The 23,943-nt window shown below is 71.3% G+C and carries 21 protein-coding genes; 16 read left to right on the forward strand and 5 right to left on the reverse strand.

Features of this window, described 5'->3' with window-relative positions:
• Positions 1–221 precede the first annotated feature (221 nt).
• Positions 222–2,528, reverse strand: a complete 2,307-nt coding sequence (locus tag F1615_RS07660) for a (Fe-S)-binding protein (RefSeq protein ID WP_149548096.1) — start codon at positions 2,526–2,528, stop codon at positions 222–224.
• 272 nt (positions 2,529–2,800) lie between these two features.
• Here F1615_RS07660 and F1615_RS07665 point away from each other — a divergent pair, with 272 nt between their 5' ends.
• The 7 genes from F1615_RS07665 to F1615_RS07695 all read left to right on the forward strand — a co-directional run bounded on the left by F1615_RS07665 (position 2,801) and on the right by F1615_RS07695 (position 10,674).
• Complete coding sequence (locus tag F1615_RS07665; RefSeq protein WP_149548097.1) at positions 2,801–3,838, forward strand: undecaprenyl/decaprenyl-phosphate alpha-N-acetylglucosaminyl 1-phosphate transferase; 1,038 nt, start codon at positions 2,801–2,803, stop codon at positions 3,836–3,838.
• 93 nt (positions 3,839–3,931) lie between these two features.
• Positions 3,932–5,782, forward strand: coding sequence for a molecular chaperone DnaK (gene dnaK, locus F1615_RS07670; protein ID WP_149548098.1), 1,851 nt, complete (start codon positions 3,932–3,934; stop codon positions 5,780–5,782).
• A complete protein-coding gene (grpE, locus tag F1615_RS07675) occupies positions 5,779–6,459 on the forward strand; it encodes a nucleotide exchange factor GrpE (RefSeq protein WP_149548099.1) in 681 nt (226 codons plus the stop codon). Before dnaK ends, grpE begins: the two co-directional genes overlap by 4 nt.
• 36 nt (positions 6,460–6,495) lie before the next feature.
• A complete protein-coding gene (gene dnaJ, locus F1615_RS07680) occupies positions 6,496–7,674 on the forward strand; it encodes a molecular chaperone DnaJ (RefSeq protein WP_149548100.1) in 1,179 nt (392 codons plus the stop codon).
• A gap of 6 nt (positions 7,675–7,680) precedes the next feature.
• Entirely contained in the window at positions 7,681–8,130 is a 450-nt protein-coding gene (locus tag F1615_RS07685; RefSeq protein ID WP_149548101.1) for a heat shock protein transcriptional repressor HspR, read from the forward strand.
• Positions 8,131–8,406: 276 nt separating this feature from the next.
• Entirely contained in the window at positions 8,407–9,513 is a 1,107-nt protein-coding gene (locus F1615_RS07690; protein WP_244328666.1) for a sugar ABC transporter substrate-binding protein, read from the forward strand.
• Positions 9,514–9,642: 129 nt separating this feature from the next.
• Complete coding sequence (locus tag F1615_RS07695) at positions 9,643–10,674, forward strand: helix-turn-helix transcriptional regulator (protein ID WP_149548242.1); 1,032 nt, start codon at positions 9,643–9,645, stop codon at positions 10,672–10,674.
• Here F1615_RS07695 and F1615_RS07700 read toward each other — a convergent pair.
• Together F1615_RS07700 and F1615_RS07705 are read right to left on the reverse strand one after the other, a co-directional pair.
• Entirely contained in the window at positions 10,637–11,611 is a 975-nt protein-coding gene (locus tag F1615_RS07700; RefSeq protein ID WP_149548103.1) for a helix-turn-helix transcriptional regulator, read from the reverse strand. The genes F1615_RS07695 and F1615_RS07700 overlap by 38 nt on opposite strands.
• Before the next feature lie 19 nt (positions 11,612–11,630).
• Positions 11,631–12,617, reverse strand: a complete 987-nt coding sequence (locus F1615_RS07705) for a helix-turn-helix transcriptional regulator (protein ID WP_149548104.1) — start codon at positions 12,615–12,617, stop codon at positions 11,631–11,633.
• A gap of 156 nt (positions 12,618–12,773) precedes the next feature.
• Here F1615_RS07705 and F1615_RS07710 point away from each other — a divergent pair, with 156 nt between their 5' ends.
• Together F1615_RS07710 and F1615_RS07715 are read left to right on the forward strand one after the other, a co-directional pair.
• Positions 12,774–12,929 (forward strand): hypothetical protein, encoded by a 156-nt coding sequence (locus F1615_RS07710; protein WP_167533672.1) that lies wholly within the window; start codon positions 12,774–12,776, stop codon positions 12,927–12,929.
• A gap of 5 nt (positions 12,930–12,934) precedes the next feature.
• Positions 12,935–13,270 carry a hypothetical protein gene (locus tag F1615_RS07715; RefSeq protein WP_037933560.1) on the forward strand — a complete coding sequence of 112 codons (336 nt, stop codon included), beginning with the start codon at positions 12,935–12,937 and terminating at the stop codon, positions 13,268–13,270.
• A 168-nt stretch (positions 13,271–13,438) separates the two neighbouring features.
• Here the strand turns inward: F1615_RS07715 and F1615_RS07720 are convergent, their stop codons facing one another.
• Positions 13,439–13,855, reverse strand: coding sequence for a pyridoxamine 5'-phosphate oxidase family protein (locus tag F1615_RS07720; RefSeq protein ID WP_149548106.1), 417 nt, complete (start codon positions 13,853–13,855; stop codon positions 13,439–13,441).
• A 136-nt stretch (positions 13,856–13,991) separates the two neighbouring features.
• Between F1615_RS07720 and clpB the strand changes: the two genes are divergently transcribed.
• Complete coding sequence (gene clpB, locus F1615_RS07725) at positions 13,992–16,589, forward strand: ATP-dependent chaperone ClpB (protein WP_149548107.1); 2,598 nt, start codon at positions 13,992–13,994, stop codon at positions 16,587–16,589.
• Between the two features lie 177 nt (positions 16,590–16,766).
• Positions 16,767–17,294 (forward strand): YbjN domain-containing protein, encoded by a 528-nt coding sequence (locus F1615_RS07730; protein WP_149548108.1) that lies wholly within the window; start codon positions 16,767–16,769, stop codon positions 17,292–17,294.
• 120 nt (positions 17,295–17,414) lie between these two features.
• On the opposite strand, the gene F1615_RS07735 is transcribed toward F1615_RS07730, so the two are convergent.
• Positions 17,415–18,608: a pyridoxal phosphate-dependent aminotransferase gene (locus tag F1615_RS07735; protein ID WP_149548109.1), complete on the reverse strand. Its 1,194-nt coding sequence runs from the start codon at positions 18,606–18,608 to the stop codon at positions 17,415–17,417.
• 134 nt (positions 18,609–18,742) lie between these two features.
• On the opposite strand from F1615_RS07735, the gene F1615_RS07740 reads away from it, so the two are divergent.
• The 5 genes from F1615_RS07740 (at position 18,743) to F1615_RS07760 (ending at position 23,935) form a co-directional block, all read left to right on the forward strand.
• The gene (locus F1615_RS07740) at positions 18,743–19,036 is read left to right on the forward strand and encodes a hypothetical protein (RefSeq protein WP_149548110.1); all 294 of its coding nucleotides are present in this window, start codon (positions 18,743–18,745) and stop codon (positions 19,034–19,036) included.
• A gap of 406 nt (positions 19,037–19,442) precedes the next feature.
• A complete protein-coding gene (locus tag F1615_RS07745) occupies positions 19,443–19,976 on the forward strand; it encodes a DUF2617 family protein (RefSeq protein WP_167533687.1) in 534 nt (177 codons plus the stop codon).
• A 59-nt stretch (positions 19,977–20,035) separates the two neighbouring features.
• Positions 20,036–21,697 carry a polyamine aminopropyltransferase gene (locus tag F1615_RS07750; protein ID WP_149548112.1) on the forward strand — a complete coding sequence of 554 codons (1,662 nt, stop codon included), beginning with the start codon at positions 20,036–20,038 and terminating at the stop codon, positions 21,695–21,697.
• An 86-nt stretch (positions 21,698–21,783) separates the two neighbouring features.
• Positions 21,784–23,061, forward strand: a complete 1,278-nt coding sequence (locus tag F1615_RS07755) for an SRPBCC domain-containing protein (protein ID WP_149548113.1) — start codon at positions 21,784–21,786, stop codon at positions 23,059–23,061.
• A gap of 85 nt (positions 23,062–23,146) precedes the next feature.
• On the forward strand, positions 23,147–23,935 hold the full coding sequence (locus F1615_RS07760) for an aldose 1-epimerase (RefSeq protein WP_149548114.1): 789 nt from the start codon (positions 23,147–23,149) through the stop codon (positions 23,933–23,935).
• The last annotated feature ends 8 nt before the right edge of the window (positions 23,936–23,943 follow it).

Genomic DNA, 23,943 nt, shown 5'->3' on the forward strand with positions numbered 1-23,943 from the left:
GGCATGCGAGGGATGCCTGGCGGGCATCCGGAGTCGATGAGGTGCCGGGACCGTGCGGGTTCGCCGGGAGTTGTCCCGTGGTTCACCGGACGGTCGGCGATCATGAGACCCCCGACGGCCCGGGAGGGTTGTACGTCTGTTCGGTGTTTTCGGGATGCCGGGGCCGAACACGGCGAAGGGGCCGTCCTGTTGGACGGCCCCTTCGTCTGCTCGCGGTCCGGTTACTTCACCGGCTCCGGCTCCGGAGCGGTCTCGCTCTCCTCGTCGCCGGCCGGGTCGATCGGGGTCTTGACGGACTCCAGCAGCAGCTGGGCGACGTCGACGACCTGGATGGACTCCTTGGGCTTGACGCCCGCGGCGGAGCCGCTTTCGGCCGCAGCCTTCTTGCCGTTGACCGAGTCGGTCAGCATGACGAGGCAGAACGGGCAGGCCGTCGAGACGATGTCGGGGTTCAGCGCCAGCGCCTCGTCGACGCGCTCGTTGTTGATGCGCTTGCCGATGCGCTCCTCCATCCACATGCGGGCGCCGCCGGCGCCGCAGCAGAAGCCGCGCTCCTTGTGGCGGTGCATCTCCTCGTTGCGCAGGCCCGGGACCTTGCCGATGATCTCGCGCGGCGGCGTGTAAATCTTGTTGTGGCGGCCCAGGTAGCACGGGTCGTGGTAGGTGATGAGCCCCTCGACCGGGGTGACCGGGATCAGCTTGCCCTCGTCCACCAGGTGCTGGAGCAGCTGGGTGTGGTGGATGACCTCGTAGTCGCCGCCGAGCTGCGGGTACTCGTTGCCGAGGGTGTTGAGGCAGTGCGGGCAGGTGGCGACGATCTTCTTCGCCGACCTGGGCTTGCGGGACTCCTCGGTGACCTTGCCGTCGTCGTCCGTCTCCTCGCCGAACGCGGCGTTGAGGGACATGACGTTCTCCATGCCCAGCTCCTGGAACAACGGCTCGTTGCCCAGACGCCGTGCCGAGTCACCGGTGCACTTCTCGTCGCCGCCCATGATCGCGAACTTGACGCCCGCGATGTGGAGGAGTTCCGCGAAGGCCTTCGTGGTCTTCTTGGCGCGGTCCTCCAGGGCGCCGGCGCAGCCGACCCAGTACAGGTACTCGACCTCGGAGAGGTCCTCGATGTCCTTGCCGACGACCGGGACCTCGAAGTCGACCTCCTTGGTCCACTCCAGGCGCTGCTTCTTCGCCAGGCCCCAGGGGTTGCCCTTCTTCTCCAGGTTCTTGAGCATCGTGCCCGCCTCGGAGGGGAACGCGCTCTCGATCATCACCTGGTAGCGGCGCATGTCGACGATGTGGTCGACGTGCTCGATGTCGACGGGGCACTGCTCGACGCAGGCGCCGCAGGTGGTGCAGGACCACAGGACGTCCGGGTCGATGACGCCGTTCTCCTCGGCGGTGCCGATCAGCGGGCGCCCGGCCTCGGCGAGTGCCGCCGCGGGGACGCCGGCCAGCTGCTCCTCGGACGCCTTCTCCTCGCCCTCCGTCGTCTTGCCGCCGCCGGCCAGCAGGTAGGGGGCCTTGGCGTGCGCGTGGTCGCGCAGGGACATGATCAGGAGCTTGGGGGAGAGGGGCTTGCCCGTGTTCCAGGCGGGGCACTGCGACTGGCAGCGGCCGCACTCGGTGCAGGTGGAGAAGTCCAGCAGGCCCTTCCAGGAGAACTGCTCGACCTGGGAGACGCCGAAGACGTCGTCGTCACCGGGGTCGGTGAAGTCGATCGGCTTGCCGCCGGAGGTCATCGGCTGGAGCGCGCCCAGCGCCGTCCCGCCGTCGGCCTCGCGCTTGAACCAGATGTTCGGGAAGGCGAGGAAGCGGTGCCAGGCGACGCCCATGTTGGTGTTGAGCGACACCGTGATCATCCAGATCATGGTCGTGCTCAGCTTGATCATCGCGAACAGGTAGACCAGGTTCTGCAGGGTGCCGACCGAGAGGCCGTCGAAGGCCAGGACGAGCGGGTACGAGGCGAAGTACGCGGCCTCGTAGTGGTCCACGTGGTGGATGGCGCCCTCGAGGCCACGCAGGACGTAGATGGCGAGGCCGATGGTGAGGATGACGTACTCGACGAAGTACGCCTGGCCCATCTTGGAGCCGGTGAACCGCGACTTGCGGCCCGGCCGCGAGGGGAGGCTCAGCAGGCGGATCACGATCAGCACGGCGATGCCGAGCGTCGTCATGGCGCCGATGAACTCGATGTACATCTCGTACGGCAGGAAGCCGCCGAGCACCGGCAGCGTCCAGTCGGCCTCGAAGAGCTGGCCGTAGGCGGTGACGATGGTCGGCGGCAGCGTCAGGAAGCCGACGGCGACGAACCAGTGGGCGATGCCGACGATGCCCCACCGGTTCATGCGGGTGTGGCCGAGGAACTCCCGCACCAGGGTCACACTGCGCTGGTAGGGATTGTCGGTCCGGGCGCCGGCCGGGACCGGCTGGCCCAGCTTGAAGTACCGGACGAACTGGCCGATCGCGCGTGCGAGCAGCGCAACGCCGACCACGGTCAGGACCAGCGACACGATGATCGCGGCGAGTTGCATGGGGGCTCCTCGGGCCTGCGAGGGGGTTTCGAGAGGGACTTTCCGGGTGTCCCCGGGGGCTCCACGACGGCTTCCCCGAGATTACTAAGCGGTAACTTATGCAGTCCGTTTGAGACTACCCCGATCTCCGGCCGCACTGTAGCCGGGCACGGGGTGATCTGAATCGCTGAGGGTTGCCTATGGAGGCGACCCCGGCGGCTGTCCCGGATGGCGTCCGGGATCCGATCGTGTTATTCACGCCAAATCGGTCCATACGCACCTAACTTATATCTGTGCTCTACGGGATCGCCGCCGCCGCCACCGCCCTGCTGTTCTCCGCCCTCCTCACGGGAGTGCTGCGGGCCCCCGCCCTGCGCCTGGGATTCCTGGACCGCAGACGGCGGCGCCCGGTGCCGCTGTCCGGGGGAGTGGCCGTCGGGCTGGTCACCGGGCTGGTCGCCGTCGCCGGGAACGCGGCCGGCGTCGCGCCGCTCGGCACCGGGGTCGGGCGGCTGCTGGCCGCCGGGGCGTGCGTGGGCGTGCTGGGGCTGGCCGTCGACGTCTGGCGGCTGCGGTGGTGGGTCCCCGTCGCCGGTACGGCCGTGGCGGCCGCGCTCGTCGTGCCGTACGAGGAGACGGGGGTGCCGGGCGGAGTGCTGGCCGCGGGATGGATCGTGGCCGTCTCCGCCGCCTTCCGGGGCCTCGACCACGCCGAGGGGCTGGCCGGCACCGTGGGGACGGTGACCGCGTTCGGGGTGGCGGCCTGTGCCGCGGCCGAACTGATGGACGGGGTCGCGGTCCTGCTGAGCGTACTGGCCGCCGCGCTCGCCGGGTTCCTGCTGCACAACTGGCATCCCGCCCGGGCGGCGCTCGGCGCGGGCGGTGCGCTGTTCACGGGGTTCGTGCTGGCCTCGGCGGCGGTGTTCGTGCGGGCCGGGCAGGGAATCGGCGCCGGCGCCGGGGTGTTGTTCGCGGTGACCGCGGTGGCGTGCGCGGACGCCGTCCTGGTGGTGCTCGCGCGGCGGCTGGCGCGGTGGCCCCTGACGCGCGGACGTCCTGACCACCTCGGGCACCGGCTGCGACGGCTGGGCATCGCCCCGCGCGCGGTGACCGTCCTGCTCGGTGTGGCCTCGCTGGGCGGGGTACTGGTGGGGGTGGGCGCGCACACCGGACGGGTGTCCGGGGGTGCGGTGCTGTGGGTGGCGGCGGTCGCCGTGGTGGTCGTCCTCGCGTTCGTCCGTCTTCCCGTCACCCCTGTTTTTCGTCCCCGGCAACGATCTTCCAGTGCGTCGTCGCAGGTCACGGGGCAGTTGCGTGTAAGGAACGGATAAGAGTTGAGTCCGCTCGACTCAGCTCTGTTGACCCTGCGGCGGACGTCATGCATGCTTGAGTCCGTTCCACTCAAGTCAGCTGGAGGAATCGAAATGGCACGTGCGGTCGGCATCGACCTGGGCACGACTAACTCCGTCGTCAGCGTTCTGGAGGGCGGCGAGCCCACCGTCATCACCAACGCCGAGGGCGCCAGGACCACGCCGTCCGTCGTCGCCTTCGCCAAGAACGGCGAGGTGCTGGTCGGCGAGGTGGCCAAGCGTCAGGCCGTGACCAACGTCGACAGGACCATCCGGTCGGTCAAGCGCCACATGGGCACCGACTGGAAGATCGAGCTCGACGGGAAGCCCTTCAACCCGCAGCAGATCAGCGCCTTCGTGCTGCAGAAGCTGAAGCGCGACGCCGAGTCGTACCTGGGCGAGAAGGTCACGGACGCGGTCATCACCGTCCCGGCGTACTTCAACGACGCCGAGCGCCAGGCGACCAAGGAGGCCGGCGAGATCGCCGGTCTGAACGTGCTGCGCATCGTCAACGAGCCGACGGCCGCCGCCCTGGCGTACGGCCTCGACAAGGACGAGCAGGTCATCCTCGTCTTCGACCTCGGTGGCGGTACGTTCGACGTCTCGCTGCTGGAGATCGGCGACGGTGTCGTCGAGGTGAAGGCCACCAACGGTGACAACAACCTCGGTGGTGACGACTGGGACCAGCGCGTCGTCGACTACCTGGTCAAGCAGTTCCAGTCCGGGCACGGCGTGGACCTGGCCAAGGACAAGATGGCGCTGCAGCGTCTGCGCGAGGCCGCCGAGAAGGCGAAGATCGAGCTCTCCTCGTCCACCGAGACCACGATCAACCTCCCCTACATCACCGCCTCCGCCGAGGGCCCCCTGCACCTCGACGAGAAGCTGACCCGCGCCCAGTTCCAGCAGCTGACCGCGGACCTCCTCGAGCGCTGCAAGACGCCGTTCCACAACGTCATCAAGGACGCCGGCATCTCCGTCAACGAGATCGACCACGTCGTCCTCGTCGGTGGCTCCACCCGCATGCCCGCCGTCGCCGAGCTCGTCAAGGAGCTGACCGGCGGCAAGGAGGCCAACAAGGGCGTCAACCCGGACGAGGTCGTCTCCATCGGCGCCGCGCTCCAGGCCGGTGTGCTCAAGGGCGAGGTCAAGGACGTCCTGCTGCTCGACGTCACCCCGCTGTCCCTCGGCATCGAGACCAAGGGCGGCATCATGACCAAGCTGATCGAGCGCAACACCACGATCCCGACGAAGCGCTCCGAGATCTTCACCACGGCCGAGGACAACCAGCCGTCGGTGCAGATCCAGGTCTACCAGGGCGAGCGCGAGATCGCCGCGTACAACAAGAAGCTCGGCATGTTCGAGCTGACCGGTCTGCCCCCGGCGCCGCGCGGCGTCCCGCAGATCGAGGTCTCCTTCGACATCGACGCCAACGGCATCATGCACGTCACGGCGAAGGACCTCGGCACCGGCAAGGAGCAGAAGATGACCGTCACCGGCGGTTCGTCGCTCCCGAAGGACGAGGTCGACCGCATGCGCCAGGAGGCCGAGAAGTACGCGGAGGAGGACCACGCCCGCCGCGAGGCCGCCGAGTCCCGCAACCAGGGCGAGCAGCTCGTCTACCAGACCGAGAAGTTCCTCAGCGACAACGAGGACAAGGTCCCCGCCGACGTCAAGACGGAGGTCGAGGGCGCCGTCGCCGAGCTGAAGGAGAAGCTCAAGGGCGACGACACCGCCGAGATCCGCACCGCCACGGAGAAGGTCGCGGCCGTCTCCCAGAAGCTGGGCCAGGCGATGTACGCCGACGCCCAGGCCGGCCAGGCGGCCGGCGGCGCGTCCGCCGGCGCGGACGCCGGTCGGGGCAAGGCCGACGACGACGTCGTCGACGCCGAGATCGTCGACGAGGACCGGAAGGACGGTGCGGCGTGACCGAGGAGACCCCGGGCTTCGACGAGCAGTCGCAGCAGCCCGACGTCCCCTCCGGCGCACCCACCGACGACGCCGAGCCGAAGGCCGCCGCCACACCCTCCGCGGAGGAGGGGGCGGCCCCGGCCGGGGACACGGACCAGAACGCCGCCCTGGTGGCCCAGCTGGACCAGGCACGCACGGCGCTCGGTGAACGTACGGCCGACCTCCAGCGTCTCCAGGCGGAGTTCCAGAACTACCGCCGCCGGGTCGAGCGGGACCGCGTCGCGGTCAAGGAGGTCGCCGTGGCGAACCTCCTGACCGAGCTGCTTCCCGTGCTCGACGACATCGGCCGCGCCCGTGAACACGGCGAGCTGGTCGGCGGCTTCAAGTCCGTCGCGGAGTCGCTGGAGACCACCGTGGCCAAGCTGGGCCTCCAGCAGTTCGGCAAGGAGGGCGAGTCCTTCGACCCGACGATCCACGAGGCGCTGATGCACAGCTACGCGCCGGACGTCACCGAGACGACGTGCGTGGCGATTCTGCAGCCGGGGTACCGCATCGGCGAGCGCACCATCCGCCCCGCGCGGGTGGCCGTCGCCGAGCCCCAGCCGGGCGCGCAGACGGCTCTGCCGGCCGAGGAGAGCACCGAGGCGCAGGACGGCTCGGAGAACAAGGAGAGCGGTGGCCCGGAGGAGGGCTGACGCAGGAGCTGACGCAGGGAAGGAGGGACGTCGGGGATGAGCACCAAGGACTTCATCGAGAAGGACTACTACAAGGTCCTCGGCGTCCCCAAGGACGCCACCGAGGCCGAGATCAAGAAGGCGTACCGGAAGCTCGCCCGCGAGTTCCACCCGGACGCCAACAAGGGCAACACCAAGGCGGAGGAGCGGTTCAAGGAGATCTCCGAGGCGAACGACGTCCTCGGCGACCCCAAGAAGCGCAAGGAGTACGACGAGGCACGCGCGCTCTTCGGCAACGGCGGATTCCGCCCCGGGCCGGGCGCGGGCGGCGGCTCCTTCAACTTCGACCTGGGTGACCTCTTCGGGGGTCAGGGTGCCGGCGGCCAGGCGGGCGGCGGCTTCGGCGGCGGCCTGGGTGACGTCTTCGGGGGCCTGTTCAACCGCGGCGGCACGGGTACCACGCGCACCCAGCCGCGGCGCGGCCAGGACATCGAGTCCGAGGTGACGCTCAGCTTCACCGAGGCGATCGAGGGCGCGACCGTCCCGTTGCGGATGTCGTCGCAGGCGGCCTGCAAGGCCTGTTCGGGCACCGGCGACAAGAACGGCACACCGCGCGTGTGCCCGACCTGCGTCGGCACCGGACAGGTGGCGCGGGGCTCCGGCGGCGGCTTCTCGCTCACCGACCCGTGCCCGGACTGCAAGGGCCGCGGTCTGATCGCGGAGGAGCCCTGCGAGGTCTGCAAGGGCAGCGGCCGGGCGAAGTCCTCGCGGACGATGCAGGTGCGCATCCCCGCGGGCGTCAGCGACGGGCAGCGGATCCGGCTGCGCGGCAAGGGCGCTCCGGGCGAGCGCGGCGGGCCCGCCGGCGACCTGTACGTCGTCGTGCACGTCGGCGCCCACCCGGTGTTCGGCCGCAAGGACGACAACCTGACCGTCACGGTGCCGGTGACGTATCCCGAGGCGGCCCTCGGCGGCGAGGTGCGGGTGCCGACGCTCGGCGGTCCGCCGGTCACGCTGAAGCTGCCGCCGGGCACGCCCAACGGGCGCACCATGCGGGCGCGGGGCAAGGGCGCGGTCCGCAAGGACGGCACCCGCGGGGATCTGCTGGTCACCGTCGAGGTGAGTGTTCCCAAGGACCTGTCGGGGAAGGCTCGTGACGCGCTCGAGGCGTATCGCGAGGCGACCGCGGACGAGGATCCGCGGGCGGAGCTGTTCCAGGCCGCGAAGGGAGCTTGATTTCAGATGGACGGCCGTCGACGCAATCCGTATGAACTGACCCAGGACACCCCGGTCTACGTCATCTCGGTGGCGGCCCAGCTCTCCGGCCTGCACCCGCAGACCCTGCGCCAGTACGACCGTCTGGGACTGGTGTCCCCGGACCGTACGGCGGGCCGGGGCCGGCGCTACTCGGCGCGTGACATCGAACTGCTCCGCCAGGTGCAGCAGTTGTCGCAGACCGAGGGCATCAACCTGGCTGGAATCAAGCGCATCATCGAACTGGAGAACCAGGTCGCGGCCCTCCAGGCCCGGGTCGCCGAGCTGGAGGACGCGCTGGACGGAGCGGCCGCGACGATGCGTCAGCGCGAGGCCGCGGTGCACGCCTCGTACCGCCGCGACCTGGTGCCGTACCAGGAGGTCCAGCAGACCAGCGCGCTGGTGGTGTGGCGGCCCAAGCGGCAGCAGTCCGACTGACCGCGCAGGTGACGCAGGTGAAGGGGCCCGGAGGTTCGTCGAACCTCCGGGCCCCTCGCCTGATGTCCGGTCACGTCTGTGACCATGGTATGGCCGCGTGTCCAGATGATCCTCGCCGGGTTTTCGCAGGTCGTTCACGAGTTCAGCGCGCCGTGCCGTGTCCATCTCGTTAAGTGGCTGCCCTTGACTCCGGTGGGGGCTGAAGCGTTGGCTTTTCAGTCACATGGGCCACAAAGCTGTGCCCACGTCCAAAACGCACCTGAAGTGAGCCCTCGCATGCGTCGTATCGCCATATCCGTGGCCGCCACCTCGATGTCCGTCATGCTCGCCGGCTGCGGCGTGCTCGACGCGACGGGCAGCAGCGACGACGCGAGCCCGACCAAGGGCGACGACATCACCGTGGGGCTGCTGCTGCCGGAGAAGGCCAACACGCGCTACGAGCAGTTCGACTACCCCATCTTCAAGACGAAGGTGGAGTCCCTCACCAACAAGAAGGGCAAGGTCGAGTACGCCAACGCGGAGGCGGACGCCGGCAAGCAGGCCACCCAGCTGCAGCGCATGGTCGACCAGAAGGTCGACGTCATCGTGCTGGACGCGGTCGACTCCCACGCCATCGCGGACGGGGTGAAGAAAGCCAAGGACGCGGGCATCCCGGTCATCGCCTACGACCGGCTGGCCGAGGGCCCGATCGACGCGTACATCTCCTTCGACAACGAGCTGGTCGGCGAGGTGCAGGGCCGTTCCCTGCTGGAGTCGCTCGGGGACGACCTCAGCATCACCGACAAGATCGTGATGATGAACGGCTCGTCCACCGACCCCAACGCCAAGCAGTTCAAGGCGGGCGCGCTCTCCGAGCTCAAGGGCAAGGTGACCATCGCCAAGTCCTTCGACACCAAGGACTGGAAGCCGGAGAACGCCGAGGCCAACATGACCGAGGCGATCAACGCGATCGGCGCGGAGAACATCGAGGCGGTCTACTCCGCCAACGACGGCATGGCGGGCGGCATCGTCAAGGCCCTGCGGGCGGCCGGCGTGACCGAGCTGCCCCCGATCACCGGTCAGGACGCCGAACTCGCGGCGGTGCAGCGGATCCTCGCGGGCCAGCAGTACATGAGCGTGTACAAGTCCTACCCGGAGGAGGCCGAGAGCGCCGCCGAGATGGCCGTGGCGAAGGTCCAGGGCCGGGACATCCAGTTCGACGCGCTGACCCGCGACCGGGTGGACAGCCCGACCGACAAGGACATCCCGGCCCAGCTCGTCCCCGTGGTCGCCCTGACGAGGGACAACATCGGGGACACCGTCGTCGCGGACAACATCTACGAGGTGTCCGACATCTGCACGCCGGAGCTCAAGTCCGCCTGCGCGGAACTCAAGCTGAAGTAGCCGCCCCGTCGCGTTTCGGCCACCCGCCGGCCCCGCGACCGGCGGCGTGCCCTGCCCGTGTTGCACAGCCGGACCCGGCCGCGCATAGTTGCGCTGCGGAAAGTGGCTGAACCGGGGGTGGGATGGGCGATGGCCGGGCGCGGGGCGGATGAGCATCCCCACGGTGCCGACCGGCTGTGCGAGGCCGGGGATCGCGTGTATTCCCGGGCCGTACGGCGCGGACGGCTGCCGCGCCGGGACGCGGAGCCGGTGCCCTGCCTGCTCGAACTGGCCCTGCTGCACCCCGACCCCGACGACATGGACTGGCTCGTGCCGACCTCTCCGCAGGAGGTCATGACGCGGCTGCTGCGCGGGATGTACGACGAGGTGCGCGCGAGCCAGCGCCGGGTCGGTTCGGCCGTGGAGGCCTTCGAGTGGTACGCCGGCCTGGGCCGCCAGGTGCCCGCGTCGCCGTCCGTGGCGGAGGGCCCGGCGATCCGGGTGCTGGACGGGCTCGCCCGCATCCAGGCGGCCATGGACGAGGCGACCCACGCCTGCAGGGCCGAGGTGCTCACCGTCCAGCCGGGCGGCATCCGGCGCGAGGCGGAGCTGTCGGAGGGCCTGCACCGGGCGATGGCGCTGCGCGGCCGGGGCGTACGCATGCGGGACCTCTACACGCACGTCGCCCGGCACGGGCACGGGCTGCTCTCCTATCTGGAGCTGATGGGCGACGCGGTGGAGGCGCGCACGCTGGACGAGGTGGTCGAGCGGCTGATCCTCTTCGACCGCACGGTCGCGTTCATCCCCGCCAACCCCGAGCGCACCATGGCGCTGGAGCTGCGCCACCCCGCGCTGGTGGAGTACCTGGGCACCGTCTTCGAACGGCTGTGGCGGCTCGCCATACCGCTCACCGCGCCGCTGCCCGAGACCGGCATCGAGGGCATCTCGCACCGCGAGCAGTCCATCGCGGCGCTCCTGGCGGAGGGCCACCAGGACGCGGTGATCGCGGAGCGGCTGGGCATCAGCGTGCGGACGTGCCGGGCGCACATCGCCCGCCTGTCGGAGACGCTGGGCGCGGCGAGCCGTACGCAGTTGGGGGTGCGCATCGCCCAGGCCGGCCTCGACGGTTTCCGGGGTCCCGCGGTCACCCGTCCCGGTCGAGGATCCCGGACTTCCCGATGAGGTAGCCCAGCTGGGCCCGGCTGCCGCTGCCCAGGGTCGCGGCCAGCTTGGCGATGTGCTCGCGGGCGGTGCGCACGTTCATGCCCAGGCGGTCGGCGATGACGGTGTCGGTGTGGCCCTCGACGAGCAGTGCGGCGATGGCGCGCTGGCGGGGGGTGACGCCGTTCAGGGTGGGCCGCCGGACGGCTCGCGGGTACATCGGGGTGGCCAGGCGCCACAGGCGGTCGAAGATGGTCGCGAGGAACTCCACGAGCGCCGGGTGGCGGACCTCGAGGGCCGAACTGCGGTCCGGGCTGGCCGGAACGAACGCCACCTCGCGGTCGACGACGACGAGACGCTCGGTGATCTCGTCCAGGGTCCGCGCCTCGACGTCGCCCGTCAGCCGTTCGTAGCGGGCGGTGAGCGCGGGCGCGTGGCGCAGGGTGTGCTGGTAGAGCGCGCGGATCCGGCCACCGCGGTCGAGCAGGGCCTGGTCGCGCCGGATCGCGGGTTCGTGGTGGGCCGGGTCGAAGTTGATGTAGCTGTCGTACGGCTGGACGGAGAGGAGCTCGGTGGCCTCGCTCATCGCCTCGTCGATGACCCGCCCGATGTGCTCCTTGCCGCTGTGCGGGGTGATGAGGGGTGCCGTCGACCCCTCGGGTGCTCCGGCTCGCAGGAGCGGCTCCAGGGCTTCGACCAGCCTCTCCTGGCGCCGTCGTTCCTCGGCGACACGGTCCGCCGAGGCTCGTAGCAGCCGGTGCAGGGCGATCTGCGGTGCGACGGGCTCCAGCCGGCCGGGGTCGTTGGAGGCGGGATGCAGCAGACCGAGGTGGAGGAGGTGTGGGGCCTCGGCGGCCGCAGGGGCGGGTACGTGGCCCTGGTGCAGGGCAAGGGCGTACAGGTCGAGGGCTTCCTCGCCCAGGGCCTCGAGCCCGCCGTCGTGCGCCTTCCCGGTCATGCCTGGTTCGCCCCCCGGATCATTGGTCCTGCTGCAGGATCCCCGACTGTGCGATGAGATAGCCGAGCTGGGCCCGGCTGCCGCTGCCGAGGGCGGACGCCAGCTTGGCTATGTGGGCGCGGCAGGTGCGTACGTTCATGCCGAGGCGACGCGCGATCGCCTCGTCGACGTGGCCCTCGACGAGGAGCTTGGCTATGGAGTGCTGGATCTCGGTGATGCCGTCGGGCGCGGTTTCGTAGGGGGCGCCGGCACTCAGCGGGACGGCTCGGTTCCACATGAACTCGAAGACCTTGACCAGATAGCGGACCAGCCCGGGGTGGCGGAGTTCGAGGGCCACCTGCCGGTCCTCCCGGATGGGGATGAAGGCGACGGTCTCGTCGCAGATGATGAGCCGCTCGACGAGTTCGTCGATGGTGCGGTACTCCACCTTGCCGTCGGTGAAGTGGTCGACGTAGGCCAGCCGGTCCGGGCTGAAGCGCGCGGTGTGCTGGTAGAGGGTCCGTATGCGCACCCCCCGTTCGATCAGCGGCCTGTCCCGTTCCAGGGCCTCCAGGAGCCGGTTCTCGGGGCGGCGGTGGGCGCTCGGCTGCACCGTGAGCATCTCGGAGTGGCACTGCGCGGTCGCCAGGTCGAGGGCGGAGTTGATGCGGTCGAGGCCTTCCAGCACGGTGATGGAGTGGGTGGGACTCGTCTCCTGGGTGCTGATGTCCATGAACGGTTCGAAGGCCTCGGCGAGCGTGATGGACAGCCGCCGCTGCTCGGTGATCTCGCGTTCGATGGGGTTGAGCCGCTGTGCCAGGGCCACCGACGGCGGTACCGGCCGCAGCCAGCTCGCGTCGTCCGGATCGGGGTGGAGGAGGGCGAATTCCATGAGGCAGGGGGCGATCTCGGCGTCCGTGCGCGGTATGCGGCCGGCACGGAGGGCGTCCGCGTAGAGGCGGCTTCCCTCCGGGCACAACTGGGTCACCGAATGGGGATGTGTCGCCTTAGTCCCATTTGTTGCCAAATCTCCACCCCCCAGGGTCCTGAACGTGCAGGAACATGATGCACCGATTGTGTGGCCATGACGTGCCCGAATGAGCCATCGTCTTATCCGACGGGGGATAGAGGGGACCTTCAAGTGAGGACGAAGCCGACTATGCGTAACAGAATGCTTCGCTCGGTGCTTGTCGCCGCCTTCTCCGCCGTTGTGGCCTTCGGCACCCTGGCCGGCCTCTCCGGTGCGGAGAGCGACGCACACCACGTGGGCAGCGCTCAGTCTTCCGTGGCCGTCACGAACGAGCCGCTGGCCTTCCCGGCCGACAGCACCTGGGACTGATGGCGATGACCACACCACCCGACGACCGTTCCTTCCGCCGCGAGATGGCGACCGCCTACCGGTCCGGATGGCACTTCATCGACCTGGTCACCGCCATCCCCCACAGTGGTGACTCGTTGATGGTGACCGTGTTCGGTGAGCCGGTCGTCGTCACGCGGGACGAGGACGGGGACGTACGGGCGTACCGGTGCCTGCGGCGGCCCAGGGGCGCGCCGAAGCCCGTGCGGTGTGCCATCCGGTACGGAATGATCTTTGTGAACCTCGACCAACGGGACCATCGGCAGGTGGAGTCCGACTCCCCGGCCGTCCGGACCATCTCGGCCACCCCCCGCAGTGCCTGACGCGATTCCCCCGTCGTAACAGATCGCGCAGGTGCTTCCCCCCGCAGCGGCGTCACCGTGACCTGAACACGGTGACGCCGCTGCAGTTTTGCGGACATTTCCCGGTATCGGCCCGGTCGTGCGACGGCCGGAACCCGTCGCTCGCCGGTGCGAACGGCGCCGCCCGCCTCACCCGCGCCCCATCGCGCGCGTGAGCGCGATCTCGATGACCACCCGGGACGGATTGGGCGACGGTGTCCGTCCGTAGCGTTCCGCGTAGCGCCGCTCCGCCTCCGCGACGTGCGCCCGCTCCGTACGGACCACCGCGCGCCCCTCCAGTGTCGCCCACCGCCGGCCGTCCACCTGGCAGACCGCGACGGGCGCGCCCTCCGCCCCCGCCGCCAGCACATGGCGCACCTTGGCGCTCGTCCGGTTGGTGATGACCCGGGCGAGCAGCGCCCCGGGGTCGTATGTCACCCCGACGGGTACCAGATGCGGGGTGCCGTCCGGACGGAGGGTGGTCAGTGTGCACAGGTGCTTCTCGCGCCAGAAGCCGAGATATGAATCATCCGGATTGCCCGGATCTACCGCGTACGTGGTGGCCATGGACCGGAACTTAGCCCCTGTGGCGCTCCCGCTCACCACCTTGAGTGGAATAGACTCAAGTTTGTGTACGTTGACCGAGTCAGCCACGAAGACCGCTGAGGGTCACTGAAGGGTCACCGAGAAGGAGAACGGACACGTGGACGCCGAGCTGACCAACCGGAGCCGGGACGCGATCAACGCCGCCGGAAACCGGGCCGTGACCGAGGGGCACCCCGATCTCACCCCCGCCCACCTGCTGCTTGCCCTGCTCGCGGGGCAGGAGAACGAGAACATCACGGACCTGCTCGCCTCGGTCGACGCCGACCAGGCCGCCGTGCGCTCCGGGGCCGAACGCGTCCTCGCCGGCCTGCCGAGCGTGACCGGGTCCACCGTCGCGCCGCCCCAGCCCAACCGCGACCTGCTCGCCGTGATCGCGGACGCCCAGGCCCGCGCCCGCGACCTCGGCGACGAGTACCTTTCCACCGAACACCTCCTCATCGGCATCGCCGCCAAGGGCGGAGCCGCCGGCGAGGTGCTGTCGCGGCAGGGCGCCACCGCGAAGAAGCTGCAGGAGGCCTTCCAGAAGACGAGGGGAGCGCGCCGGGTGACCACCGCAGACCCCGAGGGCCAGTACAAGGCGCTGGAGAAGTTCGGCACCGACCTCACCGCCGCCGCCCGCGAGGGCAGGCTCGACCCGGTCATCGGGCGGGACCAGGAGATCCGGCGGGTGGTTCAGGTGCTCTCCCGCCGCACCAAGAACAACCCCGTCCTGATCGGCGAGCCCGGCGTCGGCAAGACCGCCGTCGTCGAGGGGCTCGCCCAGCGCATCGTCAAGGGCGACGTCCCCGAGTCGCTGAAGAACAAGCGGCTCGTCGCGCTCGACCTCGGCGCCATGGTCGCGGGCGCCAAGTACCGGGGCGAGTTCGAGGAACGGCTGAAGACCGTCCTGGCCGAGATCAAGGACTCGGACGGGCAGATCATCACCTTCATCGACGAACTGCACACGGTCGTCGGCGCGGGCGCCGGCGGCGACTCCGCCATGGACGCCGGCAACATGCTGAAGCCGATGCTCGCCCGCGGTGAGCTCCGCATGGTCGGCGCCACCACCCTCGACGAATACCGCGAGCGGATCGAGAAGGACCCGGCGCTGGAGCGCCGCTTCCAGCAGGTCCTCGTCGCCGAGCCGTCCGTCGAGGACTCCATCGCGATCCTGCGCGGGCTCAAGGGCCGCTACGAGGCCCACCACAAGGTCCAGATCGCCGACAGCGCCCTCGTGGCCGCCGCCACCCTCTCCGACCGCTACATCACCTCCCGCTTCCTGCCCGACAAGGCCATCGACCTCGTCGACGAGGCCGCCTCCCGGCTCCGCATGGAGATCGACTCCTCGCCCGTCGAGATCGACGAACTCCAGCGCGCCGTGGACCGGTTGCGGATGGAGGAGCTGGCGATCGGCAAGGAGACCGACGCCGCATCCCGCGAACGCCTCGACAAGCTCCGCCGCGACCTCGCCGACAAGGAGGAGGAACTGCGCGGCCTCACCGCCCGCTGGGAGAAGGAGAAGCAGTCCCTCAACCGGGTGGGCGAGCTGAAGGAGAAGCTCGACGACCTGCGCGGGCAGGCCGAACGCGCCCAGCGCGACGGCGACTTCGACACCGCCTCCAAGCTGCTCTACGGCGAGATCCCCACCCTGGAACGCGACCTGGAGGCCGCCTCCGAGGCCGAGGAGGAAGTGGCCGTGGACACCATGGTCAAGGAGGAGGTCGGCGCCGACGACATCGCCGACGTCGTCGCCTCCTGGACCGGCATCCCGGCCGGCCGCCTGCTGGAGGGCGAGACCCAGAAGCTGCTGCGGATGGAGGACGAGCTCGGCAGGCGCCTCATCGGCCAGACCGTGGCCGTACGCGCCGTCTCGGACGCCGTACGGCGCTCACGGGCCGGCATCGCCGACCCCGACCGGCCCACCGGGTCCTTCCTGTTCCTCGGCCCCACCGGTGTCGGCAAGACCGAACTCGCCAAGGCGCTCGCCGACTTCCTCTTCGACGACGAACGCGCCATGGTCCGCATCGACATGTCGGAGTACAGCGAGAAGCACTCCGTCGCCCGCCTCGTCGGCGCGCCCCCCGGCTACGTCGGCTACGAGGAGGGCGGCCAGCTCACCGAGGCCGTGCGGCGCCGCCCCTACAGCGTGGTGCTCCTCGACGAGGTGGAGAAGGCCCACCCGGAGGTCTTCGACATCCTGCTCCAGGTGCTGGACGACGGCCGGCTCACCGACGGCCAGGGCCGCACCGTCGACTTCCGCAACACCATCCTGGTGCTGACGTCCAACCTGGGCAGCCAGTACCTGGTGGACCCGATCAGCACCGAGGCGGAGAAGAAGGAGCAGGTCCTGGAGGTGGTCCGGGCCTCCTTCAAGCCCGAGTTCCTCAACCGCCTCGACGACCTGGTCGTCTTCTCCGCGCTGACCAAGCCCGAACTGGAACGCATCGCGCAGCTCCAGCTCGACGGCCTGGCCCGGCGCCTCGCCGAGCGCCGCCTGGCCCTGGACATCACCCCCGAGGCCCTGGCCTGGCTGGCCGAGGAGGGCATGGACCCGGCCTACGGCGCCCGCCCGCTGCGCCGACTCGTCCAGACCGCCATCGGCGACCGCCTCGCCAAGGAGATCCTCGCGGGCGAGATCAAGGACGGCGACACGGTCCGCGTCGACCGCTTCGAGGACGGCCTCCTGGTGGGCCCGGCCACCGGCAAGTCACTCTGAGTCACGGTTTTCGCTTTCGGGCCCGATGTCCCCCCGCGGACGTTGGGCCCGACCCGTACCGGGTACCTCGGCATTGACCGGATCGAGTCAGCCCACGGCTGACAGGCCCGTCGGGGCTTGCCACCCCCCTCCCCGCATGGGAGAGGATGGCGGAATCCGTACGAAGGGAAATTCACGGTGACCATCGACCCGTCCTCGATTCCGAATTTCGGGGGCCAGCCCGAGCCGCAGCCGCAAGGACCGGCGGGCCCCGTCGTCCCGGATCAGGACCTCGTGAAGCAGCTCCTCGACCAGATGGAGCTCAAGTACGTCGTCGACGAAGAGGGTGACCTCGCGGCGCCGTGGGAGCAGTTCCGCACCTACTTCATGTTCCGCGGTGAGGCCGACCAGCAGATCTTCTCCGTCCGGACGTTCTACGACCGGCCGCACAAGATCGACGAGAAGCCGCAGCTGCTCGAGTCCGTCGACGACTGGAACCGGCGCACCCTGTGGCCGAAGGTCTACACCCACACCCATGACGACGGCACGGTCCGTCTCATCGGTGAGGCGCAGATGCTGATCGGCATGGGCGTGAGCCTGGAGCACTTCGTCTCGTCGACGGTCAGCTGGGTGCGGGCCGCGATCGAGTTCGACAAGTGGCTCGTCGAGCAGCTCGGCCTGGAGCAGGAGATCAACGAAGCGGACAAGCCCGAGGACGACGAGTAGTCCGTCCGCGAGGCACGGCGTTCCGGCGGGTACGGCGACGTACGCGCCGTACGCGGGAGGAGCCCGGCCCGGACAGCGACCCCCGCGGTCGGCTGCCGGGGCCGGGCTCTTCCGTGCCGGTCAGCGGCTCCCGGCGCCCTTCAGGCGCCGGGCGGCCTCCTCGAGCACGGTGATCCTCTTGCAGAACGCGAACCGGACGAAGGGGGCTCCCATCTCGCGGTGGTCGTAGAAGACGGCCGTGGGGATGGCGACGACGCCCGCGCGTTCCGGCAGGGCCCGGCAGAAGGCGACGCCGTCTCTCTCGCCCAGGGGGCGGATGTCGGCGGTGATGAAGTAGGTGCCGGACGGGCGGTACACGGTCAGGCCCGCTTCCTCCAGGCCCGCCGCCAGCACGTCGCGCTTGGCGAGCATGTCCGCGCGGAAGTCGGTGAAGTACGAGTCGGGCAGGGCCAGGGCCTCGGCGACGGCGTACTGGAAGGGGCCGGCGGAGACGAAGGTCAGGTACTGCTTGGCCGAGCGGACGGCCGTGACCAGTTCCGGGGAGGCCGTCACCCAGCCGACCTTCCAGCCGGTGAAGGAGAAGGTCTTCCCCGCGCTGGAGATGGTCACCGTGCGGTCCCGCATGCCGGGGAGGGTGGCCAGGGGGACGTGTTCGGCGTCGTCGAAGACCAGGTGCTCGTAGACCTCGTCGGTCACGACGAGCAGGTCGCGCTCGACGGCCAGCTCGGCGACGGCCGTCAGCTCCTCGCGGGTGAGGACCGTGCCGGTCGGGTTGTGCGGGGTGTTGATCAGCAGCAGGCGGGTGCGGTCGGTGACGGCGTCGCGCAGCTCGTCGAGGTCGAGGCGGAAGCGGCCCTCGCGCGGGCGGAGCGTGACCGGGACGCGGGTGCCGCCCGCCATGGCGATGCAGGCGGCGTAGGAGTCGTAGTACGGCTCGAGGGCGACCACCTCGTCGCCGGGCTCCACCAGGGCGAGCAGCGCGGCCGCGATGGCCTCGGTGGCGCCCGCGGTGACCAGGACCTCGGTGTCGGGGTCGACGGACAGGCCGTAGCGGCGCAGCTGGTGCGCGGCGACGGCGGTGCGCAGCTCGGGGATGCCGGGGCCCGGCGGGTACTGGTTGCCGCGGCCGTCGCGCAGGGCCCGTACGGCGGCCTCCCTGACCTCCTCGGGGCCGTCGGTGTCGGGGAAGCCCTGACCCAGGTTGATGGCTCCGGTCCGCAGGGCCAGGGCCGACATCTCGGCGAAGATCGTCGTCCCGAACTCTGCGAGCCGGCGGTTCAGCAGGGGGCGCGCGCTGGAGGTCATGGCGGCCATCCTGCGCCGAAGCTCTGGACTTCCTCAACTCTGCTTTGGGCCGCGCGGGCGGAGGGCATCTCCCGGTCACACACGTGAGCGAGGCGCCCACGGGGGGCCGCTTCGGGGGATCACGGGGGAAGGAGGGTGGCGCCATGACCTTCGGCATCATCCTGGCTGGGCTCGTCCTGTTGTTCGTGGGGTTCGGCGTGGCCGGGAGGCGCAGGGCGGCCCGCGGGGCGGTGTTCCGCCCGGTGCGCCGTCCCGCCGCCTCGTCCGGCAGCCGTCGCGGCGGGCGCCGGAACAGCTGGTGGGCGGACGGCGGGAGCGGCGGCGGGTCCTACGGCTCGTCGTCGAACTCCGGCGGTGGATCGTCCTGCGGTGGTGGCTCGTCCTGCGGAGGCGGGTCGTCCTGCGGGGGCGGCGGATGCGGCGGTGGAGGCGGCTGACACGGGGCAGCTCGCCTCCGCTTCGGGAGATGACGCATCCGCGACAGCGGGGTCCGCACCTGGGCGGGCCCCGCTGTGTCGTCGAGCGGTGGTGACCCGTCCGGTTCCGGTTGGGGGCGGGGGTGTGATTCGTCGGGCGTACGCCGTTGCTCGGGGGCGTACTTGGGGGTTGAACAGTTGAGCTGAGGAGCCCCCGAGGGGATGGAAACCCCACGAAGTTGGGTAAAAATCCTGTGGTGGCGCCACAGTTCATGATTCCCTATAAATCACCAGCGCAGCCCTCGGACTCCCCGCGGACCCTTCTTCCGGCCGGGTGACCGGGCTGCCGGGCCGGGTTCTCCGGTGCGACCGGAGCGCGCGGACCCTCATCTCCCTCCCTCTCCTTGTGTGCTTGCGGAGCCGATCCATGCTCACGACCCTGAACACCGCCTACTCCGACACCCGCGCGGCCGACCTCGCCTGGGCCCTGGGGCGTGAGCCGCTTCCCGCGCTGGCCACGCTCGACCTCGAACTGACCGGGGTGAAGCTCCAGTTGCGATTGCTGGGCGCGTCCCACCAGGTGCTGGTGGAGGAGGAGAGGGGCCTGTGCTCGGAGACGGTGGCGTGCATCCCGGGCAGCAGTACGCCGCTTCCGCTGGGCGTGGCCAAGCGCGTGGACGACTGGGAGTACGAGTTCGCCGCCCGGGTCGAGGTGCTGCCCCCGGGTTCCTTCGCGGGCCGGGCGCAGGAGCTGCTCGCGCTGGTCTCCGACCACCCGCAGGGTCTCGCCGGCGTCTTCCCCGGCAGTCCGCACGCGTTCACCGCGATGCTGGCCCAGTGGCACGAGGGCCAGGTCCACTGGCGGACCTGGCACGCCTATCCGCAGGACGGGCAGCTGGTGGCCACGCGGACGAAGGTGGGCGTGCGGTCGATCGCGCGTACCGGTGCGGGGCGGGCGTAAACAAACATCACGCGTGTGGGTGACGTTGCGCTGTGGAGCAGTAACGTAACGTCGCTGGCGTGATCGAACCGCACGCCCCCGCGCCGCCCGGCTCCGCGCAGTCCTCGGACGGTCCCGGTGGCGACGCGGGATGCGCGTTGCCGCTGCCCGTGCGGCAGGGCACCGGGCGGTTCCTGGTCCTCGCGGGCGTGTTCGTCTGCGCGGCCTGCGGACTCGTGTACGAGCTGGAACTCGTCGCGCTCGCGACGTACTTGATGGGCGACTCGGTCACCCAGGCGTCCGTCGTGCTGTCCGTGATGGTCTTCGCGATGGGCATCGGCTCCCTGGCCGCGAAGCGGCTGCGGCGGCACGCGGCGGCCGGGTTCGGCGCCGTCGAGGCGGCCCTGGCACTGGTCGGCGGGTGCAGTGCGATGGCCCTGTACGCCGTGTTCGCCTGGACGGGGGACTGGGGCGGGATGTGGGCGAGCGGTCCGCGTGCGCTGCTGGTCGCCTTCTCCCTCGCCACCGGGCTGCTGATCGGGGCGGAGGTGCCGCTGCTGATGGAGCTGATCCAGCGGATCCGCCGGCAGGACGCCGGGGGCGCGGTGGCCGACCTGTCCGCGGCGGACTACGTCGGCGCGCTGGTCGGAGGGCTCGCCTTTCCCTTCCTCCTCCTGCCGCTGCTCGGCCAGTTGACCGGTGCGCTGATCACGGGGGCCGTCAACGCGGTCGTCGGTGGCGCGCTGGTGCTCGGGCTGTTCCGGCAGGACCTCACGCGCCGTGCGCGCCGGACGCTGGTCGCCGCCAACGTGTGCGTGCTGGCGGTCCTCGGCTCGGCCGCCGTCCTCGCCGACGACTTCGAACGGGCGGCCCGGCACGCCCTGTACGGCTCGGACATACGGGTGGCCCTGCGGACGGACGTGCAGGAGGTGCTGCTCACCGGCGGGCGGGACGGGCGGCCGCTCAACCTGTTCCTCGACGGGCGGCTGCGGGTCGGCGGGCGGGACGAACTCCGGTACCACGAGGCGCTGGTGCTCCCCGCGATGAACGGCCCCCACGCGCGCGTGCTCGTCCTCGGCGGCGGTGACGGGCTGGCCGCGCGCGAGGTGCTGCGCCACCCCGGGGCGCACCGGGTCGACGTCGTCGAACTGGACGCGGGAGTGGTGCGGCTGGCCCGCCACGACCCGGCGCTGTCCGCGCTGAACGCGCACTCCCTCGACGACCCGCGCGTGCGCGTCACCACCGCGGACGCCTTCGACTGGCTGCGGGGGGCGCCCCCGGCGGCGTACGACGTGGTGGTCTCGGATCTGCCGCATCCCGGGATCACCGCGAGCACGAAGCTGTACTCGCGGGAGTTCTACGGGCTGGCCCGGCGGGTGCTGGCGCCCGGCGGGCGGCTCGTGGTGCACGGGGGCGCGGTGGCCTCCCGCCCGCGCGACTTCTGGACCGTGGACGCGACGCTCCGCGCGGCGGGGCTGCGCACCGCGGCGTACCGCGTGCGCGGCCGGCAGGCAGGTTTCGCCGCCGGGCCCGACCGCGTCCCTGTGACCGCCCGGGCCCACCGCGACTGGGGGTTCGTGCTGGCCGCACGGCACGCCCCCGGGCCGCGACTCGACCCGTCCGGGCCCCGGCCGCGCACGCTCACCGACGCGTCCCTCGCGGCGGACGTCCGGGCCGCCGGGCGCACCCGTGTGCGCGGTCTGCCGCCGTCCACGCTGGTCCATCCGCGGTACTCCGGCTGAGCCCCCTACCGCGTTCCGCACCGACGCGCCGCGACTTCCCGCCGACGGGGGTGCAGCCCGGCGTGGTCTGGGTAGGCTCCGGACTCATGGAGCACGAGGTGTTCGTTCCGGTCGCGGTGGAGCGGCTCAGGGAGGTGCTGGACGACCCCGCGCGGGTCGCCCGGGCGGTGCCCGGGCTCCAGCACGACGCCGGTGCGGATCCCGTCGCCGGCCGCCTGAAGGTCCGCGTCGGCAGCCACTCCGTCACGTACCGGGGCGCGGTGCGGGTGGCCGCGCGGGACGACGGCTCCTACGCCGTCGACGGGGACGCGGCGGAGACCCGGGGCAGCGGCGCGGTGAAGCTGGCGCTCCGGCTGCGTCTGCGGCCCGCGGAGGCCGGGACCGACCTCGTGGTCACCGGCACGGCGACGGCCGGCGGCCGCGTCACGGAACTCCCCGCGGAAGCGGTGGCGGCGGCGGTGACCCGCCTGCTGAACCGCTTCGCGGAGAACCTGGGGGCCGTGGCGGAGGAGGCGCCCGGACCGGATTCCGGTTCCGGGGCTGCGGACGGGGCCCCGGACGGCCCGGAGCCGGACGGGGGACAGCGGCCGCCCGAACCCCCGGCGGGCCCGGAGTCCCCGGAACTGCTGTCCACGGGTGACTTCGAGCCCCGGGCCACCACCGACTTCGAGACCACCCCGGACGCGGACGACGCCCCGCCGTCCACGCCCACGCCCACTCCGGACGAGTCCGCCCGGAGTGCGGGCGACACCGCGCCGCCCGCGCCCGCGCCCGCGCCGGACGAGACCACCCCGGACGCGGGCGACGCCGCGCGATCCACGGCTGCGCCGGACGAGTCTGCCCGGAGTGCGGGTGACGCCGCGCGGTCCACGCCCACTCCGGACGAGTCTGCCCGGAGTGCGGGCGAGGCCCCGCCGTCCACGCCCGCGCCGGACGAGTCTGCCCGGAGTGCGGGCGACGCCGCGCGGTCCACGCCCGCGCCGGACGGGACCACCCCGGACGCGGGCGACGCCGCGCCGGACGCGTCCGCGCCCGCCTCGGGCGACATCGCTCCGGCCTCCGACGCGGATGCGTCTGCTCCCGCGCCGGGCGCGGCGGGCGACGCGTCCGGCTTCGGTGCGGAGAGGCCGCCCGCCCCCGAGGACGAGGAGGACTCCGTCGCGGAGGCGGCCCACGCCCGGCGGACGATGATCGGCCGCAGCGCCGAAGAGGTGGACCACGCCCCGCCCCGGGGCCGCTACGCCCCCGTCCCCGCCCCGCAGACCGTCTCCTCCGGTACCCCCCTGCGCTGGGCGGCCCCGGCGGCGGCCCTGGCCGTCGCCTCGGCGGTCGTGGCGATCCGCGCCCTGCGCAGGCGTCACTGAGCCCGGACGGACGGGCCCGTCGACGGCGTCGGGTCGGCGGGCCGTCGCGATGACGCCCCCTTGATCGTCCCAGTAGGGTCGTGGCGTGAGTAACGAACACATCACGCTGACCGCGGGAGACGCGGAGGTGGACGTGCTGCCGGGGAACGGCGGGCGGGTCGGTGGGCTGCGGGTCGGCGGCGTGGAGTTGCTGCGGCAGGGGGAGCGGTTCGGGTGCTTCCCGATGGTGCCCTGGTGCGGACGGATCCGTGAGGGCCGGTTCCGGGACGGCGCCGCCGTGCACCAGATGCCGCTCAACGCACCGCCGCACGCCATCCACGGCACCGCACGCGACACCGCCTGGCACACCGCCCGCAAGAGCACCGACGAGGCCGTGCTGACGTACGACCTCGCCGAGCCGTGGCCGTACCCGGGGCGGGTCACCCAGCAGATCGCGCTCACCGAGGGGTCCCTGACGCTGACGATGAGCGTGGAGACGTACGAGTCGTCCTTCCCCGCGCAGATCGGCTGGCACCCGTGGTTCAACCGCACCCTGGGCGACCAGGACGTGCGCATCGGCTTCGCGCCCGCCTGGCAGGAGGAGCGCGGGGAGGACCACCTGCCGACCGGGCGGCGCGTCGAGCCGCGGCCGGGGCCCTGGGACGACTGCTTCGGGGTGCCCGACGGCGTGGACGTCACCCTCACCTGGCCGGGGCGGCTCGAGCTCCGGGTGACCAGCCGCGAGCAGTGGGTCGTGGTGTACGACGAGCAGCGCGAGGCCGTCTGCGTGGAGCCGCAGACCGGGCCGCCGGACGGGCTGAACACGCACCCGCGCCTGGTCACCCCGCTGGAGCCGCTGGAGGCCTCGACGACCTGGGCCTGGACCCGCCTTTAAGCTGGCTG

Origin of the sequence: Streptomyces marokkonensis, from assembly GCF_008312835.1 — a bacterium.
GTDB classification, from domain to species: domain Bacteria; phylum Actinomycetota; class Actinomycetes; order Streptomycetales; family Streptomycetaceae; genus Streptomyces; species Streptomyces marokkonensis_A.